The following is a 16,775-nucleotide window of genomic DNA, read 5'->3' as shown; positions in this document are numbered from 1 at the left end:
ATTATACATCCTTTCATGCCTATAATTTAAAAGCTTATTTGTCGTTTAAAGCTACTACACCTGGAAGTACTTTACCTTCCATAAACTCTAATGATGCGCCGCCGCCAGTAGAAATATGACTCATTTTGTCAGCTAAATCAAATTTCTCAACTGCTGCTGCAGAATCTCCGCCGCCAATAACAGAGTATGTATCTTGAGCTTCAGCAAGAGCCTCTGCTACTGCCTTTGTTCCTTTTGCAAATGCATCCATTTCAAATACGCCCATTGGTCCGTTCCAAATAACTAATTTAGAGCTTTTAATAACGTCCGCATATAGTGCAGCTGTTTTAGGACCAATATCAAGACCTTCCCAATCTGCTGGAATAGAATCAACATCAACTTCTTTTGTGTTTGCAGTTTCAGAGAAGTCATCTGCAACAGTTGTATCGATAGGCATATAGAAATTAACACCTTTTGCTTTTGCTTTTTCTATATATGATTTAGCTAACTCAATTTTATCCTCTTCTAAAAGAGATTTACCGATTTCATGGCCTTGAGCTTTTATGAATGTATAAGCTAATCCACCGCCAATAATCAAGTTATCTACTTTTTCTAGAAGATTATCAATTACGCCGATTTTATCTTTAACTTTTGCTCCGCCGATGATCGCAGTAAACGGACGCTCAGGATTAGATAATGCTTTCCCAAGAACATCTAATTCTTTTTGCATTAAAAGACCTGAAACAGCTGGAATATAATGAGCGATACCTTCTGTAGATGCATGAGCACGGTGAGCCGCACCAAAAGCATCGTTAACAAAAACATCTGCAAGTTCAGCATAAGCTTTTGCTAATTCAGCATCATTTTTCTCTTCTCCAGCATTAAAACGAACGTTTTCCAATAAAAGAACATCGCCATCTGTCAACTTGCTGATTTCAGCTTTTACAGCATCGCCATATGAGTCATCTGTTTTTACTACTTTTTTACCTAATAATTCAGATAAACGAGCAGCAACCGGAGTTAAACGTAATTCTTCTACCACTTGACCTTTTGGACGGCCCAAATGGCTTGCTAAAATTACGATTGCACCTTGTTCTACTAATTGATTAATTGTAGGAAGTGCAGCTTGGATTCTTGTTTCATCCGTAATTGTTTGATCTTTCATAGGTACATTAAAATCGACACGAACAAATACTTTTTTGCCCTTTAAATCGATATCGCGGATTGTTTTCTTGTTCATTATAAAGACCCTCCACATGCATTTTTTTAAAATAGCGGAAACAAAATGTTTCCGCTGTTTGATTAAGGGTGTACGATCACTCTCAGTTTAATTAAAAACTAAAATTATTTAACTAATTGTGCAAAATGTTTTACAGTTCTAACAAGTTGGTTAGTGTAAGACATTTCGTTGTCGTACCATGCAACAGTTTTAACAAGTTGTTTGTCGCCAACTGTTAATACTTTTGTTTGAGTTGCATCAAATAATGAACCGTAGCTGATTCCGATAATATCAGAAGAAACAAGTTCGTCTTCAGTGTAACCGAAAGATTCGTTAGCTGCTTCTTTCATTGCTGCATTTACTTGCTCAACAGTTACATTTTCATCAAGAACTGTAACAAGCTCAGTTAATGAACCAGTTTTAACTGGAACACGTTGTGCAGCTCCATCAAGTTTACCTTGTAATTCTGGTAATACTAAACCGATTGCTTTTGCAGCACCAGTTGAGTTAGGGATGATGTTTTCAGCTGCTGCACGAGCACGACGGAAATCACCTTTTGGATGTGGAGCATCTAAAGTATTTTGGTCGCCAGTGTAAGCGTGGATTGTAGTCATTAATCCTTCTACGATACCAAATTTGTTTTGTAATACTTGAGCCATTGGCGCAAGGCAGTTAGTAGTACAAGAAGCACCAGAAATTACAGTTTCAGAACCATCAAGAATTTCATGGTTTACATTGTAAACAATTGTTTTCATTTCGCCAGTTGCAGGTGCAGAGATAACTACGTTTTTAGCTCCAGCAGTTAAATGTGCTTCTGCTTTTTCTTTAGAAGTGAAGAAACCAGTACATTCTAATACTGTATCTACTCCAAGATCTCCCCATTTAAGGTCAGCTGGGTTTCTTTCAGCAGTTGTAACAACTTTTTTACCGTTTACTAAGAAGTAACCTTCATGTACTTCAACTTCCCCTTGGAAAGTACCTTGAGATGAATCATATTTTAAAAGGTGAGCTAACATTTTAGTGTCAGTTAAATCATTGATTGCTACTACTTCCAATTCTGGGTTTTCGATAATTTTTCTAAACGCTAAGCGTCCGATACGTCCAAATCCGTTAATACCAACTTTTACTGTCATTTTTATTTCCTCCTCTTAATTTTAAGGATATTAATATATATAAAGGGAAATCCCCGTTATATCAAATTCTTTGCAGCACCTTCATCTGTAATTAATATAGTAGAAACGGGTGCTTGTTTTAAGTATGCACGAATGGCTTTTGATTTTGATGAACCACCTGCAACGGCTATTACATTTGGCACTGTTGATAAATTGTCAAGTCGTATTCCTATTGTTTCTACTTTATGGACAACTTCTCCAGCTTCATTAAAGTAATATCCAAACGCTTCGCCTACTGCTTTAGCTGCTTCTATCTTTTTTAAGTTGCTTTCATTCGTGTTTCTGCGCTGCGCCATCGTTACGGCTTCTCCAATTCCATGCACCAGCATATTCGCAGATTTTATAAGGTTAAGCACTTCACTGATGTGAGGATCGTTTATAACGCTCTTGTACACTTCTTTACTTACCTCATCTGGAATATATAAAACCCGATGTTTGCTTGCCGTATGATCTGCCATCATTGCGCAAATGGTATTTGCTTGGTTTTTCACGTCTTCTCCAATACCTCCACGGGCAGGTACAAATAATAATTCACCATCTGCAACGTCCGGGGTTAACATTTCAGCTACAGAAGCCATAGTTGTACCACCAGTAACTGCGATGATATTATTTCCACCGATTAGAGATTTCATACAATTTGCTGCAGCAAGACCTAGCTCTTTTTTTACCCAAGGGGAATGATCGCTGTCACCTGCGACAATAATTACTTTATTGACACCAAGTTTTTTATGCAGAACCTTCTCCATTTCATTAATACCCGTTACTTCTCTCATTACACTAGAAAGACTTTCCAATGTTTCTTGTCCGATTGAAGTGAGTGACATCCCAATATTGGCTATGTGTATCAGTTTTTGCTCTTTTAAAAACTCCACTTCAGTTCGCAATACTCTTTCAGTCAATCCTAAGCTTCCAGCTAGACTTCTTCTACCCACAGGCTGCATATTATTGATATACTGAAGAATATAATATCTTTTTTGCATAACAGTAACTAAATCAGGTAATAATCTTTTTTGAATCTCAATAAAAGAAAACATGATGTTGCTCCTTCACTTACAGTGGTCGACAGAAGTCCCGCATAGACAAATTATGTCCCAGAGGCTGCAAAAAAAATCATCCCTGCTACATCAATCATTTTAACACCAGTAGGTAATGAATTCAACTTATATGCGTCTTTTTTTATGAAATTTGACGAAAAAGTGAAGATTATTTATATGCAAAATTCCAAAAACATTCGACTTAAATAATAGGAAACCATGTCATAATTTCTCACATACCTCATAGCAAATTATAGTAGAATTTTTTTAATGAACTTCTTATAATACATTACTAAAAAAATTCTACAGCCAACTTATAAAACCCACAAAACTTTTATACAAAATCGATAAATGATACTACCTCTTTAGACTAGTCTGGTTTAGTGATAAATGATCAGCGGATCAGACTAGTAACCTCTGTAAATGAGGATTATATTTGAATATATAAAAAAGTGCTCCTACGAATTTAATATCGTAGAAACACTTTATTTCCAACCTTTCATATACGCCCTCAGAGGGAATCGCCCCCCCATACAAATGAATGAATGAATTAACTTACTTTTCCAAAAAAAACTTACATTTATCCGCTTTTCTTCATTTGTCATGGTTTTATTTATCCATGTACCATCCAATGATTTTTCGCGAATATAAATCCATCAAGCTCGCTAAATAAAGCCAACCTTCATTTATCGTAATGTATGTGATATCCATTAACCAAGATTGATTTGGTTTAACTTGCTTTAAATTGTCCTTATAAAACATTTTTATTTACTGAATGCTTATGTTTAGAGTTTGTAGTAGCTTTATATTTCATGAGTTAACAAAATATTCAGAATAAAATATCTAATTGAATAAAGTTCCACTACAATTCGACAAAGATTTTCTACTTATTTCATTATAGATTCGATTATTTTTTTTACTTTAGAGTTGGAAATATTTTTCTACGAGTAACTATAGTGGCAACCTCCTTTAACATTTTATAAGGAAGTATTTTTGTATTACGTGTTACTTTTCGTGGTATTTTTAATTTTATTGTATCCTTTAAAAATGACCATAAAAAAAGTGTTCCCACGAATTGTATAACGCAGAAACACTTGATTTATAAACATTTAGGGAACGCCCTCGGAGGGAATCGAACCCCCATTTCAAGAACCGGAATCTTACGTGCTATCCGTTACACCACGAGGGCATATTAGTGTATAATAATAGGAAAAAGCCAAACAAATATTGTTTGCTAACTTTTCACCAAAGTTTAACTTCCATATTATATGCTAAGTTTTCTAATTATGCAAGACTATATTTGTTTAAAAAAATGCATCCTGGGTATGATGGTATAGACGCTTAGTCTAGACAATTTCTATCCGCAGAAGCAATTTCAAACAATGTCGAATGATTCTTTCTTACTTATAGGAGTAATCGTTTGACCTTAATTGACCATCCGTGTATCATTAGGATTACATACAGTATTGATTTCATCATTACTGAAGAAACATATACTTAAAAAGTTCTATTAAGAAGAATTTATCTTAAAAGGAGGATTTTCAATGAATTTAATTCCTACAGTTATTGAACAAACAAATAGAGGGGAACGTGCTTACGATATTTATTCTCGTCTATTAAAGGATCGTATTATCATGTTAGGCAGCGCAATTGATGATAATGTAGCAAATTCAATTGTATCTCAATTATTATTTTTAGATGCTGAAAATCCAGAAAAGGATGTATCCATCTACATTAACAGCCCAGGCGGAAGCATTACTGCTGGTATGGCAATTTATGATACAATGCAATTCATTAAGCCGAAAGTGCAAACAATCTGCATAGGAATGGCTGCTTCAATGGGAGCTTTCTTACTTGCTGCAGGTGAAAAAGGAAAACGCTACTGTCTTCCAAATAGTGAAGTAATGATTCATCAGCCACTTGGCGGAGCACAAGGCCAAGCAACTGAAATCGAAATTGCTGCAAAACGAATTCTTTTCTTACGTGATAAATTAAACGGTATTTTATCTGAGCGTACTGGTCAACCTATCGACATCATTGCACGTGATACTGAACGTGATAACTTTATGACAGCAGATAGAGCAAAAGAATATGGTTTAGTAGATCATATTATTACACGTAACTCTTTAACAGAAAAAAAAGATAAATAATTCTCAAAAACCCATGCATAGAAATTTCTGCATGGGTTTTGTTTTTGATGCGATCAAACTCTTTGCCTCGAATGTTATATCTTCTTTTTTGTATTAGCATCTGAATTTTTCTATACAATTATCATTGGATAATAAATTTTATTCTCTAACAATTTTCGTCTGAACAGATATTTTTTTATAATAAATCGGCCAGATTATTAAGCGCTTCCATTTCATCGCTACCATCTATCATTAATGTAATTGTCGCCCCTGAATGTATGGCTAATCCCATAATTCCCATAATACTCTTTGCATTTACTTTTTTTCCTTCTTTTTCAATATATACTTCTGATAAATAATTTGTTGCTTCTTGAACAAATATTGCTGCTGGACGTGCTTGTAAGCCATTTTTTAATTTCACTTGAATTTGTTTTTCCACCATCTTTCTCCATTCCTTTCCCCTTATGCTTTCTTATCCATAATTATACAAGTAAATAAGAAAAGCGCAAGCGCCTTGAACAGCTCTGAAGAAATATGTTCTCCTGACTCAAAAAGTGTTTTTTTCTTTTAGAGGCAGGAGGAAATATTCAAAGGAGCAAGGCTAGACAGTTGTCAAAGTTCAGAAAACTCATCTTTTTCTTCAATAAAACATTCTCATTACCTCGTTTTTTTTTTGAGAAAAAACGTTTAGTTCGCCTTCTCCCCTCTACGAAGGGTTTCTGCAATCTCATCTATCTTTCTTAAGCGATGATTGATTCCAGATTTGCTGATATTACCTGACGACACCATTTCTCCTAATTCTTTTAATGTGACATCTTGATAGGCTACTCTCAATTCAGCAATTTCACGTAATTTATCTGGCAGGATTTGAAGTCCGACAGTTCTATCAATAAAACGGATATTTTCCACCTGTCTTAAAGCGGCACCAATTGTTTTATTTAGATTTGCGGTTTCACAATTTACTAGCCTGTTAACAGAATTTCTCATATCTCTAACAATCCGGATATCTTCAAAACGAAGCAATGCGCCATGTGCGCCAATTATATTTAAAAACTCGGTAATTTTTTCTGCTTCTTTTAAGTAAGTGATAAATCCTTTTTTTCTTTCAAGTGTTTTACTATTTAAATCAAATGTGTTCATTAAATCACTTAGTGCTGTTATATGCTCTTTATACAAAGAGAAAATTTCTAAATGATAGGATGATGTTTCTGGATTATTTACCGAACCGCCTGCAAGGAATGCTCCTCTTAAATAAGATCGTTTACAGCATTTTTTCTTAATAAGTTCTTTCGAAATATCATGTGTAAATATGAAGCCTTCTGTTACTATTTGCAGATTTTCTAATACCTCTTTTGCCTGTGTAGAAAGTCTTACGATATAAACATTATTCTTTTTTAGCCGCATTTTTTTTCGAACAAGCAGTTCTACTGGTATATCGAAGTATCTTTTGATTAATGTGTATATTCTTCTTGCAATTGCTGCATTTTCTGTTTGGATATCTAAAACTAACTTTTGGCTGGAAAAAGATAATGTGCCATTCATTTGGATTAGCGCCGATAATTCTGCTCTTCCACAGCAATTTTTAACTTCAATTGTAGTTAATTCCTTTTTTGTCTCTGAAGCGAAAGACATTTCCTTCACCTCCATTAAAAAACGCAATATTTTCTAATCATATAGATTAAAAATATAGCGCTCACGAATATGATTTTATTTATTCGAGCTACCCTGAAAAGAGGCTTGCACTCTCAATAAGACCGCAGCCTGCACACACTTCGATTTCCTGCGGAAGTTTTCGTGTATTCCGGCTGCTCCCTACTACAACTTACATAAATTTAGGGAAACTACTTAGTTTCATACTCAATGGTACGAATTCTTTTCCAAGTAGCCAACCTTATTATTATAAAACGAATGTTTTGGAAACTGTATACTACAAAATATGGTTGAGCTTTATTTTTGGAGAATTTGTTCATTAATTAATGTGTATAGTATCTTGGCAACTTCTACTGTATTATGGCGAATGACATCATCATCTAGGCTAATGATATCTCCTGAAATTATATTTAGGCCCAATTGTTCTATTTGTTTGATATCGAAATTTACAGGCTTAGCTCTTTCCTCATTATAACGTTCTTGAATACTTTCAGGAATATTTTTTCTGTTTACAAGAATGGTATCAATAAATGGCTTTTTCATATGCTGATAAATGGCCTTTACATGGTCACTCGCCGTATAATCTAATGTTTCACCTGCTTGTGTCATAATATTGCATATATATACCTTTTTTGCCGATGCTTTTAGGAGTTCTGCTCCAATTTCTGGCACAATTAAGTTTGGTAAGATACTTGTATATAAACTACCTGGACCGATTATGATTAAATCAGCAGATTGAATAGCTTGCAAGGCTTCTGGAAGAGGAGTAGAATTTTTTGGTGTTAAAAAGACTTCTTTAATCTTCTTCCCACTTTGAGGAATGCTTGATTCCCCTGTAACAACTGATCCATCGTCCATTAAGGCATTTAAAACAACACTATGATTCGTTGCAGGCAGCACTTTTCCGCGTACATTTAATACTTTGCTCATTTCTTGAATAGCATACGTAAAATTCCCAGTTATAGATGTCATGGCAGCAAGAATTAAATTACCTAATGAATGGCCATCAAGTTCTCTGCTATTAGAAAAACGATGTTGAAACATCTCTTCGACTAAAGGCTCTACATCAGACATTGCTGCTAATACATTTCGAATGTCTCCGGGAGCCGGAATATCCAAATCATTTCTTAATCTGCCAGAGCTCCCTCCATCATCAGCAACAGTAACTATTGCCGTAATATCAACAGGATATTTTTTTAAGCCTCTTAGTAAAACAGATAGACCAGTTCCTCCTCCAATAATCACTATTCTAGGCTGCTCATTTTCACTCATATTTATAGGTCCTTTCTCCTCTTCATATCACGATGAGTAAATTCTACATGATACTCTTTTTCGAAATGGTGTCCAATATATTCTGATAAAGCAACAGAACGATGCTGCCCACCTGTGCATCCAATTGCCACAACAAGTTGAGATTTACCTTCTCTTTTATATTGAGGGAGCATAAAGGTTAATAAATCGATTACTTTTTCAAGAAATTGACTTGTTTCCGTCCACTTTAGCACATAATTAGACACCTCACTATCAAGTCCGGTTTTCGGTCTCATATGTTCAACGTAATGAGGATTTGGTAAAAAACGCACATCAAATACTAAGTCCGCGTCAATTGGAATGCCATGTTTAAAACCGAAACTCATGACATTTACTGTAAAAATGGTCTCTTTATTTATTGAAAACTCTTTTAAAATTTTTTCTCGTAATTCTCTTGGAGAACTTTTTGAAGTATTATAAATAATCTGTGCACGGCCTTTTAATTCTTCTAATAGTTCTCGTTCCAGTTTAATGCCTTCTAAAGGAAGTCCAGAAGGCGCAAGGGGATGAGATCTTCTTGTTTCTTTATACCTTCTGACTAATGTGCTATCTTCTGCATCCAAAAATAATATTCGAGGAGTTGCCCAAGATTTTGTCAATTCATCAAGTGCACTAAATAAAGAATCAAAAAATTCTCTTCCCCTCAAATCCATTACTAATGCTACTTTATTCATCTTATTCTCAGATTCCTTCATAAGTTCAAGAAATTTTGGCAAGAGCGTTGGAGGCAGATTATCCACACAAAAAAATCCTAAATCCTCAAAGCTTTGAATAGCAACTGTTTTTCCTGCACCTGACATTCCTGTAATAATAACAAATTGTGCCTCATTCACCGCACTCATATTCATTCCCCCTATTAATTTTCAGCTTGGATCAAGACGATAACTAATTAGTTCAAAATCTGGTGTGTACGTAAAGGTTCCGTATATAAGGCCATTACCGTGGATCATATAGTCTAAAATATGGTAGTCCCCTTCTGCCATTGGCAAGTTTCTTATCTCATCTAATTCATGCCATACGATTTTCCCCTCAGCTGATTCATCTACATGAATGCCATCTGAGTTTGTGGAAAAGAAGGTAAACATCATCCATTCTGAAACGATTTTATCTCCGTCTTTTATAATAAATGTAAAAATACCTTTAATATTTGGGTTTCTTAAGTAAATGCCTGTTTCTTCTCTAAATTCACGAATACAGGAATCTCTTACTGATTCTCCTGGCTCCATCTTCCCTCCCGGAGCAACCCACCAACCTCTTCTTGGCTTTTGTAAAAGCAATACTTTATTATCTTGAAGCAACAAGCAATTCGTTACACGCTGCATAATAAATCACCTCAGTTATTTTGTAGAATAGCTTATGTATAAATTAAATAATGCTCTAATCTATTCTTATTATTATACTATTATTAAGAAACACCCACAATAAAATGCCTTCTTATGAAATTAGATAGGAATTAACAGCAGTTTTTCATTGAATAGTATTTATTTTCTCTAGATAGCTGAAGATTTTTGACAGGAGAGAACAAAAAAAGGAGGATGTGCTAATAAAGGCTAAGATCACCAATTTAATGGCAGTCTGACCTTACTTTAGGACATCCTCGGAAAAAATTTATATCTTAAAAGGGGGTCAATTCTATTATTATCATACCCGATATATATTTCACTATTGTTACAGTAAAATTAAAAGGTTTTAACACTTTTCATTTGTCGGAATGATACGTTTATTCAATTCATATTATGCCTTTTGTTTTAAAGATTCTATTAATTCTTCCACAAAATGTTGTGCACTTTGAGCTGCAATACTGCCATCACCAGTTGCCGTTACAATTTGGCGAAGTGATTTCTCACGAATATCCCCAGCTGCAAAGATACCTGGTACTTTTGTTTCCATACGGTCATTTGTTTCAATATAACCATTTTCATTTGTCACATCTAAGTTTTCAAATGGCTTCGATAAAGGCACCATTCCGATGTAAATAAACACACCTTCTGCTTCTAATTCTTGTTCCGTATCATCTACTGTAGAAACAAGGGTTACACTGCCGACCTTACCGTCTTTTTCGTTGATTGTTTTCACTGTGTGATTCCAAATAAAGTCGATTTTTTCATTATCAAAAGCTCTTTGCTGCAGAATTTTTTGTGCACGAAGTTCTTCACGGCGATGCACAATCGTAACTTGTGAAGCAAAGCGAGTTAAATAGACACCTTCTTCAACTGCAGAGTCTCCCCCGCCGATAACAAATAATCGTTTATTCTTAAAGAAGGCACCGTCACAAACCGCACAGTAAGAAACACCACGACCACCAAGTTCTTTCTCACCAGGCACGCCAACCTTTTTATACTCAGCACCTGTTGATAAAATAACTGCTCTTGCTTTATATTCTTTTGAACCTGCTTTTATTGTTTTATATTCAGGACCATCCACAATTTCTTTAATATCGCCATATGCATATTCAGCACCGAATTTTTTAGCATGATTAAACATTTTATTCGATAAATCAGGACCTAGAATACTTTCAAATCCAGGAAAGTTTTCAACATCTTCCGTATTGGCCATTTGCCCTCCAGGGATGCCTCTTTCAATCATTAATGTTGATAAATTAGCACGGGAAGTATAAACCGCAGCTGTCATGCCTGCTGGACCAGCACCAATAATGATAACATCATAAATTTTTTCTTCTGCCAAAACAACCAACTCCTTTTTCAAATAACAACAGACCATCCTTCACTTTCTGTTTCCTCATAAAAAACACCAACAATCTATATCGCTAAAGTAAAACAGTGTAAAAAGCAACTGCCAACTGGTTTGACTTTTCTCTTCTAGTATGACCATCTATTTCTATCCTATATAACAAGGTTCTATTAGTCCAAAAATCTGCTCAATTGCTGTTTACATTTTTAGTGCAGAAGTACTAACTCAAATGCTGCTTCACTAATTTAATGTATCTTTGCAACGTAGAAGGAGATAACCCGTAAGAATCCGCTGTTTCTTGTTGTGATATTTTTTCATTGCGGTATTTATGCCATACATAATCCATTGCAGCTGCCCAAGCACTACTATTTTTCATCGTCACACCGGCTTTATGCAATTCTATAAAGACAGAAAACCACATTAAATACAGACCAGCTTCGACCGTTCCAATTGGCTGATACTTTTGATACATTCTTTCGGCAGTACTATGGGCACTTAATAATAGTGGATCTTCTATTTTGTAACCTGTTTTAACATAGGAGAGATATTGCACTTCTAATGATGAAAGACCTTCATTTTGCTGTATGTTTTTGGAAGACAATATTTTATCTTTATACATTGAAATACTAGTTAAAAACAAAGCAAATAATCTTTCTTCTAAATGATTGCTTTCCAATCTTTTTTGAATGGATGTAAGGTGATCTTCAAAGCCATTTACTGTATCTTCTCTATTACTCCAAGGTTCATGCCCTTTTTTTTCTGGATTTTCTTCGATTACTTTTTCCCATAATACGGAGGCTAAATTATCTCTTCCTGTAAAATAGGCTGCATAGGAAAACCAATAATAAAAAGAGGCATCCCCAGTAAAACCTTGTTTATGAAGTTTTTTTAACCAGTAGAAAGCTGAACTATATTCCCCAACTAAAGCAAATGTTGTGCCAATTTTAAATTGATGATCAATGGACATAGGTTTGATCTTCTGCAAAATGTTTGTTAATTGTTTAACATTTGACTCTTCTTTTTCATAATAAGCAAACACTAATTTATTACATAGCGCATGTAAATTTCCCATGTTTTTTTCCAGTACTTCATCAAGAATACAATTTGCTTTTTTAACTTCTCCTAGATAAAAGTAGGCTAACGCAAGATTGTTATGAGCAGACCAATATTCAGGATAATCTTGAATTACTTTATTTAACATCTCAACAGCCTTTGGAAAATGCCCAGATTCAAGTAAATCTCTTGCTTCCTCTTGCCTGTTAATTAGGTCATCCTCTTCATATGGCTCTTCTTCAAGTCCATCTGCTTCTAAAGTTAATACTTCTAATAAATCCTCTGTTTCTTCCTCAAACTCTCCATTCTCATCTAATTTCAAATATAAATTAGCATGATAATAAGCGTCCTTAAAAAATCCTAAATAGGCATAATTACTTGCAAGGAAATAATAACATTCCACCATTTCTTCATCCAATTCTTCTAATATAAGATGAAGAAGCTTATTTGATTTTTGATATTCCCCAATATCTGCATAGACAATAGCAAGCTGGCACACTATCATAGGTTCCCCTGGCTCTAACTGCATCGCTCTTTGCAAATACTTTAATGATCTATAATAATCTTTACGATGATATGCTTTAATACCTTTTGAAAAATAATATTCGCCAGTTGGATTAAATGTAATAAGTTGACCCATCGGTTGTAGTATTTTTGAGTTTTTATTCATAAAATCCTCCATCTATATATTGCAGTTCCTCTCATTAAGAAACATAACTGTAAATAGTTCAACTAATGTAGTATAACATATGTTAAAGCTTTCAGAGAAGAATTCATTGATGGAAGTTTCTCTCTAGTTTGTCGGTATGGAATGTATATGGAGGCCTTTTCCTTCGAAGTTAGTTTAACCTGTTATTCAGGGGATTTCTTCTGTTATTAAGGAATTTTCAAATAAGGGGCACTCATAAGTCTGGTGGTGAATGCCGAATGAAATACCCCTCTTGTTCTTATTATTGACTGTTTTCTCAACTTTTGTTGTTTTTAACAAAATATATGAGGGGAATTATACTTAACAGCCCTTAGCAGCCTGAATATACATAACCTCCTACGGAAATGCCAAAAAAGCAAAATCATGCAGAAAGGAAATCACAAAGCTTTTCTGTAATAGCTAAGTCGAAATCGAAGTGTACTCAGGCTGCAATTTAAAGCAAGAAATACCCAAACAAAACAGTCTATTCTTTTTCTTTTTCTTGATGACGAGTTTCTAATACCTTTAAAATCTCTGCAAATGGTAAATTTTGTTCTCTTAATAATACAAATAAATGATAAAGTAAATCAGCTGATTCCCATTTTAACTCTTCTGCATCGCGGTTTTTTGCTGCAATAATAACCTCTGCTGCTTCTTCTCCCACTTTTTTAAGAATTTTATCCACGCCTTTTTCGAATAAGTACGTAGTATAAGCACCTTCTGGACGGTTTTTCTCTCTTTCTTTTATTACCTGTTCCAGATTAAATAATATTTGATAGTTTGATATTTCAAAATCCGCTGTTAGCTTATCTTGATAAATACTTTCTGTAAAACAACTCGTTGTGCCATTATGACATGCAGGTCCAGCCGGAATAACAAATACTACAATGGCATCCTTATCACAGTCAAATTTCATTTCAACAATTTTCTGTGTATTTCCACTTGTTGCGCCTTTATTCCAAAGTTCTTTCCTTGATCTGCTATAAAACCATGTTTCTCCAGTCTCTAATGATTTTAATAATGATTCCTTATTCATGTAGGCTAATGTTAAAACCTCTTTTGAGTTAACATCTTGAACGATAGCTGGTATCAACCCTTTTTCATCAAATGTCAAGTCTTCAATATTCATCTAACAAGCACTCCTCTTTCTTTCAAATATTCCTTCACTTCATGTACAGAAGTTTCTTTATAATGAAAAATGGATGCAGCAAGGGCAGCATCTGCTTTTCCTTCTTGAAAAACTGTTTGAAAATGTTCTGCGCTACCTGCTCCCCCTGAAGCAATAACAGGTACAGTGACCGCTTCACTAACCGCTTTTGTTAATGCTAAATCAAAACCCTTTTTTTCCCCGTCTGAATCCATGCTTGTTAAAAGAATTTCTCCTGCTCCTAGCGCTACTGCTTCTTTTGCCCATGAAATGACGTCCTTCTCTACCGCTTTTCTGCCTCCATGCGTATAAACACGCCATGTTTCTCTCTCTTTATCAAACTTTGCATCTATTGCAACAACAATGCATTGTGACCCGAAGAAATTTGCTCCTTCTGTAATTAGCCCAGGATTGGTAACAGCTGCTGTGTTTAACGACACTTTATCTGCACCTGCCCGCAAAATTCTCTTCATATCCTCCAACGAGTTGATCCCACCACCAACTGTAAAAGGAATAGCAAGCTCTGAAGCAACCTCTTTTACCACTTCTACCATTGTTTTTCTGCCTTCATGTGATGCTGATATATCAAGGAATACTAATTCATCTGCACCTTGTTCATCATAAAATCTCGCTAATTCTACTGGATCTCCAGCATCCCTTAGTTCAACGAATTGTACCCCTTTAACTACTCGTCCGTTTTTCACATCTAGGCATGGAATAATCCTACTCGTTAACATGTAGCATCCACCTCTAATGCTTCTTGTACGGAGAAACGACCTTCATAAAGAGCTTTGCCTACAATTGCTCCACGAACACCTGTGTCGCTTATTTCTTTTAACATTCTTAAATCATTTATATTGCTTACCCCACCTGAAGCGATTACTTCTTTTCCAGTCTCTATCGCCATTTCTTTTACCGCCTCTAAATTTGGTCCGCTTAGCATACCGTCAGTGGCAATATCTGTGAAAATAAACGTTTCAGCGCCTGCATCTGCAAATCTTTTTCCAAGATCAACTGCTCGATTTTCCGATGTCGTAATCCAACCATGTGTTGCAACATAACCATTTTTTGCATCGATGCCAACTGCTATTTTGTTTCCATATTTGCGAATCATTTCAATGGCAAAATCCGGATTGGATACAGCAATGCTGCCAATGATGACACGGGCAAGTCCATTATCCAAATAGTGGACGATATCTTTTTCTGTACGAATGCCTCCACCAATTTGCACCTTAACACCTAGCTTTTGTGCTGCATCAATTACGAAGGCATCATTTACTCTTTTCCCATCCTTTGCCCCATCAAGATCGACCATATGAATCCACTTAGCACCTTGCTCTGCAAAGTTTTTTGCCATCGCATAAGGCGAATCGCCATAAATGGTTTCTTTATTATAATCCCCTTGCAGAAGACGAACGCATTTACCACCGCGCATATCAATAGCAGGATATATTGTAAAGCTCATTTTTTTCATCCTTTCTTCATAAGCTGTGTGAAGTTATTTAATAATTGCATTCCTAACTTACTACTTTTTTCAGGATGAAATTGCATCCCATACACATTTTCTTTTCCGACAACTGCTGGAACTTCCTTATCGTACTTACTTTTCGCAATGATTACATCTTCCTCTGTTACGGCATAATACGAATGAACAAAATAAGCATAATCCTCCCGAATATTTTCAGTTAAAGCGTATGTACCATGAAAGGATAATAAATTCCAACCCATATGAGGCACTTTATATGAAGTGCCTTCTTCTGTTACTCCCGGAAAACGAATCACCTTTCCAGGCAACAATTTTAACCCTTCTGTTTGTCCATGTTCTTCACTTTCATCAAAAAGAAGCTGCATGCCGAGGCAAATCCCAAGCAATGGACGACCGCTAGCAGCATATTCATGAATCATTTCTGTTAAACCAGATTCATTCAGACGAGTCATCGCATCTTTAAATGCTCCTACCCCTGGCAGAATTAAAGCATCTGCCTTTAAAAGCTCTTCCTTTTCTTCTGAAATAAAATAAGGAACATCTAATCTTTCCAGTGCTTTACTCACACTAAATAAATTTCCCATTCCATAATCAATAATGCCTAACATTTACAGCAGTCCTTTCGTAGAAGGCACCCCTTTTATTCTTGGATCAATGGTAGTTGCTTCATCAAGTGCCCGTGCTAATGCTTTAAAAATTGCTTCAATCATATGATGGGTGTTCTGTCCATAGTGAAGAATGACATGTAAATTCATTCTTGCTTCTAAAGCTAGCTTCCATAAAAACTCATGCACTAACTCCGTATCAAATGTACCTACCTTTTCACTTGGAAACTCTGCTCTGAATTCTAAATGCGGACGATTACTTAGATCAACCACTACTTGCGCTAATGTCTCGTCCATCGGTACAAAACTATTTCCATATCTTTTTATGCCCTTTTTATCGCCAACAGCCTCTTTAAGAGCCTGTCCAAGACAAATGCCAATATCTTCTGTTGTATGGTGATCATCTACTTCAATATCTCCAGTCGCTTGCACAGTGAGATTAAATTGACCATGCTTTGTAAATAAATCAAGCATATGGTTCATAAAAGGCACACTTGTATCAATATCAGCTATACCTTCTCCATCTATATTAAAGGATAATTGAATATTTGTTTCACCTGTTTTTCTACTAATTGCAGCACTTCTTGCCATATTAATCCCTCCAAAAAATG

Annotated in this window: 16 protein-coding genes, 1 tRNA gene and 1 pseudogene; 1 reads left to right on the top strand and 17 read right to left on the bottom strand. The window is 35.3% G+C overall.

The window, feature by feature from the left end:
- Positions 1 to 34: 34 nt before the first annotated feature.
- The 5 genes and pseudogenes from AC5LWL_RS05450 to AC5LWL_RS05430 form a co-directional block, all read right to left on the bottom strand.
- Positions 35 to 1,219, bottom strand: coding sequence for a phosphoglycerate kinase (locus tag AC5LWL_RS05450; RefSeq protein ID WP_493433378.1), 1,185 nt, complete (start codon positions 1,217 to 1,219; stop codon positions 35 to 37).
- A gap of 104 nt (positions 1,220 to 1,323) precedes the next feature.
- Positions 1,324 to 2,331: a type I glyceraldehyde-3-phosphate dehydrogenase gene (gene gap, locus AC5LWL_RS05445; protein WP_493433377.1), complete on the bottom strand. Its 1,008-nt coding sequence runs from the start codon at positions 2,329 to 2,331 to the stop codon at positions 1,324 to 1,326.
- 56 nt (positions 2,332 to 2,387) lie between these two features.
- Entirely contained in the window at positions 2,388 to 3,404 is a 1,017-nt protein-coding gene (locus AC5LWL_RS05440) for a sugar-binding transcriptional regulator (protein WP_493433376.1), read from the bottom strand.
- A gap of 618 nt (positions 3,405 to 4,022) precedes the next feature.
- Positions 4,023 to 4,215 (bottom strand): annotated as a pseudogene (locus AC5LWL_RS05435) (DDE-type integrase/transposase/recombinase); the annotation flags it as partial.
- A gap of 306 nt (positions 4,216 to 4,521) precedes the next feature.
- Positions 4,522 to 4,593, bottom strand: a tRNA-Arg gene (locus AC5LWL_RS05430).
- 355 nt (positions 4,594 to 4,948) lie between these two features.
- On the opposite strand from AC5LWL_RS05430, the gene clpP reads away from it, so the two are divergent.
- Positions 4,949 to 5,554, top strand: a complete 606-nt coding sequence (gene clpP / locus AC5LWL_RS05425) for an ATP-dependent Clp endopeptidase proteolytic subunit ClpP (RefSeq protein WP_493433375.1) — start codon at positions 4,949 to 4,951, stop codon at positions 5,552 to 5,554.
- A gap of 175 nt (positions 5,555 to 5,729) precedes the next feature.
- Here clpP and AC5LWL_RS05420 read toward each other — a convergent pair whose 3' ends face one another.
- The 12 genes from AC5LWL_RS05420 to hisB form a co-directional block, all read right to left on the bottom strand.
- Positions 5,730 to 5,975: an HPr family phosphocarrier protein gene (locus tag AC5LWL_RS05420; RefSeq protein WP_493433374.1), complete on the bottom strand. Its 246-nt coding sequence runs from the start codon at positions 5,973 to 5,975 to the stop codon at positions 5,730 to 5,732.
- A 245-nt stretch (positions 5,976 to 6,220) separates the two neighbouring features.
- Complete coding sequence (gene whiA, locus AC5LWL_RS05415; protein WP_493433373.1) at positions 6,221 to 7,165, bottom strand: DNA-binding protein WhiA; 945 nt, start codon at positions 7,163 to 7,165, stop codon at positions 6,221 to 6,223.
- Between the two features lie 315 nt (positions 7,166 to 7,480).
- A complete protein-coding gene (locus AC5LWL_RS05410) occupies positions 7,481 to 8,455 on the bottom strand; it encodes a gluconeogenesis factor YvcK family protein (protein ID WP_493433372.1) in 975 nt (324 codons plus the stop codon).
- A gap of 2 nt (positions 8,456 to 8,457) precedes the next feature.
- A complete protein-coding gene (gene rapZ, locus AC5LWL_RS05405; RefSeq protein ID WP_493433371.1) occupies positions 8,458 to 9,342 on the bottom strand; it encodes an RNase adapter RapZ in 885 nt (294 codons plus the stop codon).
- Between the two features lie 15 nt (positions 9,343 to 9,357).
- Positions 9,358 to 9,816, bottom strand: coding sequence for an NUDIX hydrolase (locus tag AC5LWL_RS05400; protein WP_445488083.1), 459 nt, complete (start codon positions 9,814 to 9,816; stop codon positions 9,358 to 9,360).
- A gap of 412 nt (positions 9,817 to 10,228) precedes the next feature.
- Positions 10,229 to 11,179, bottom strand: coding sequence for a thioredoxin-disulfide reductase (gene trxB / locus AC5LWL_RS05395; protein WP_493433370.1), 951 nt, complete (start codon positions 11,177 to 11,179; stop codon positions 10,229 to 10,231).
- A 226-nt stretch (positions 11,180 to 11,405) separates the two neighbouring features.
- Complete coding sequence (locus AC5LWL_RS05390) at positions 11,406 to 12,908, bottom strand: tetratricopeptide repeat protein (protein ID WP_493433369.1); 1,503 nt, start codon at positions 12,906 to 12,908, stop codon at positions 11,406 to 11,408.
- Between the two features lie 502 nt (positions 12,909 to 13,410).
- A complete protein-coding gene (gene hisIE / locus AC5LWL_RS05385; protein WP_493433368.1) occupies positions 13,411 to 14,055 on the bottom strand; it encodes a bifunctional phosphoribosyl-AMP cyclohydrolase/phosphoribosyl-ATP diphosphatase HisIE in 645 nt (214 codons plus the stop codon).
- Complete coding sequence (hisF, locus tag AC5LWL_RS05380) at positions 14,052 to 14,810, bottom strand: imidazole glycerol phosphate synthase subunit HisF (protein ID WP_493433367.1); 759 nt, start codon at positions 14,808 to 14,810, stop codon at positions 14,052 to 14,054. The genes hisIE and hisF overlap by 4 nt, the downstream gene beginning before the upstream one ends.
- Positions 14,804 to 15,538, bottom strand: a complete 735-nt coding sequence (gene hisA, locus AC5LWL_RS05375) for a 1-(5-phosphoribosyl)-5-[(5-phosphoribosylamino)methylideneamino]imidazole-4-carboxamide isomerase (protein WP_493433366.1) — start codon at positions 15,536 to 15,538, stop codon at positions 14,804 to 14,806. The genes hisF and hisA overlap by 7 nt, the downstream gene beginning before the upstream one ends.
- A gap of 5 nt (positions 15,539 to 15,543) precedes the next feature.
- On the bottom strand, positions 15,544 to 16,167 hold the full coding sequence (gene hisH / locus AC5LWL_RS05370; RefSeq protein WP_493433365.1) for an imidazole glycerol phosphate synthase subunit HisH: 624 nt from the start codon (positions 16,165 to 16,167) through the stop codon (positions 15,544 to 15,546).
- A complete protein-coding gene (hisB, locus tag AC5LWL_RS05365; protein WP_493433364.1) occupies positions 16,168 to 16,755 on the bottom strand; it encodes an imidazoleglycerol-phosphate dehydratase HisB in 588 nt (195 codons plus the stop codon).
- Positions 16,756 to 16,775: the final 20 nt, after the last annotated feature.

Source organism: Niallia sp. WK069_GA_01 (genome assembly GCF_983173855.1).
The sequence above is the reverse complement of the archived record's forward strand: the minus strand, read 5'-3'. Positions and strand labels throughout refer to the sequence as shown.

What these genes read in the sequence shown, in the direction of transcription:
- AC5LWL_RS05440 (WP_493433376.1), bottom strand. Translation starts at nt 3,404, where the DNA reads ATGTTTTCTTTTATTGAGATTCAAAAAAGATTATTACCTGATTTAGTT.
- AC5LWL_RS05390 (WP_493433369.1), bottom strand. Translation starts at nt 12,908, where the DNA reads ATGAATAAAAACTCAAAAATACTACAACCGATGGGTCAACTTATTACA.
- hisIE (WP_493433368.1), bottom strand. Translation starts at nt 14,055, where the DNA reads ATGAATATTGAAGACTTGACATTTGATGAAAAAGGGTTGATACCAGCT.
- hisF (WP_493433367.1), bottom strand. Translation starts at nt 14,810, where the DNA reads ATGTTAACGAGTAGGATTATTCCATGCCTAGATGTGAAAAACGGACGA.
- AC5LWL_RS05420 (WP_493433374.1), bottom strand. Translation starts at nt 5,975, where the DNA reads ATGGTGGAAAAACAAATTCAAGTGAAATTAAAAAATGGCTTACAAGCA.
- gap (WP_493433377.1), bottom strand. Translation starts at nt 2,331, where the DNA reads ATGACAGTAAAAGTTGGTATTAACGGATTTGGACGTATCGGACGCTTA.
- AC5LWL_RS05450 (WP_493433378.1), bottom strand. Translation starts at nt 1,219, where the DNA reads ATGAACAAGAAAACAATCCGCGATATCGATTTAAAGGGCAAAAAAGTA.
- clpP (WP_493433375.1), top strand. Translation starts at nt 4,949, where the DNA reads ATGAATTTAATTCCTACAGTTATTGAACAAACAAATAGAGGGGAACGT.
- hisB (WP_493433364.1), bottom strand. Translation starts at nt 16,755, where the DNA reads ATGGCAAGAAGTGCTGCAATTAGTAGAAAAACAGGTGAAACAAATATT.
- AC5LWL_RS05400 (WP_445488083.1), bottom strand. Translation starts at nt 9,816, where the DNA reads ATGCAGCGTGTAACGAATTGCTTGTTGCTTCAAGATAATAAAGTATTG.
- hisH (WP_493433365.1), bottom strand. Translation starts at nt 16,167, where the DNA reads ATGTTAGGCATTATTGATTATGGAATGGGAAATTTATTTAGTGTGAGT.
- AC5LWL_RS05410 (WP_493433372.1), bottom strand. Translation starts at nt 8,455, where the DNA reads ATGAGTGAAAATGAGCAGCCTAGAATAGTGATTATTGGAGGAGGAACT.
- rapZ (WP_493433371.1), bottom strand. Translation starts at nt 9,342, where the DNA reads ATGAATATGAGTGCGGTGAATGAGGCACAATTTGTTATTATTACAGGA.
- whiA (WP_493433373.1), bottom strand. Translation starts at nt 7,165, where the DNA reads ATGTCTTTCGCTTCAGAGACAAAAAAGGAATTAACTACAATTGAAGTT.
- hisA (WP_493433366.1), bottom strand. Translation starts at nt 15,538, where the DNA reads ATGAGCTTTACAATATATCCTGCTATTGATATGCGCGGTGGTAAATGC.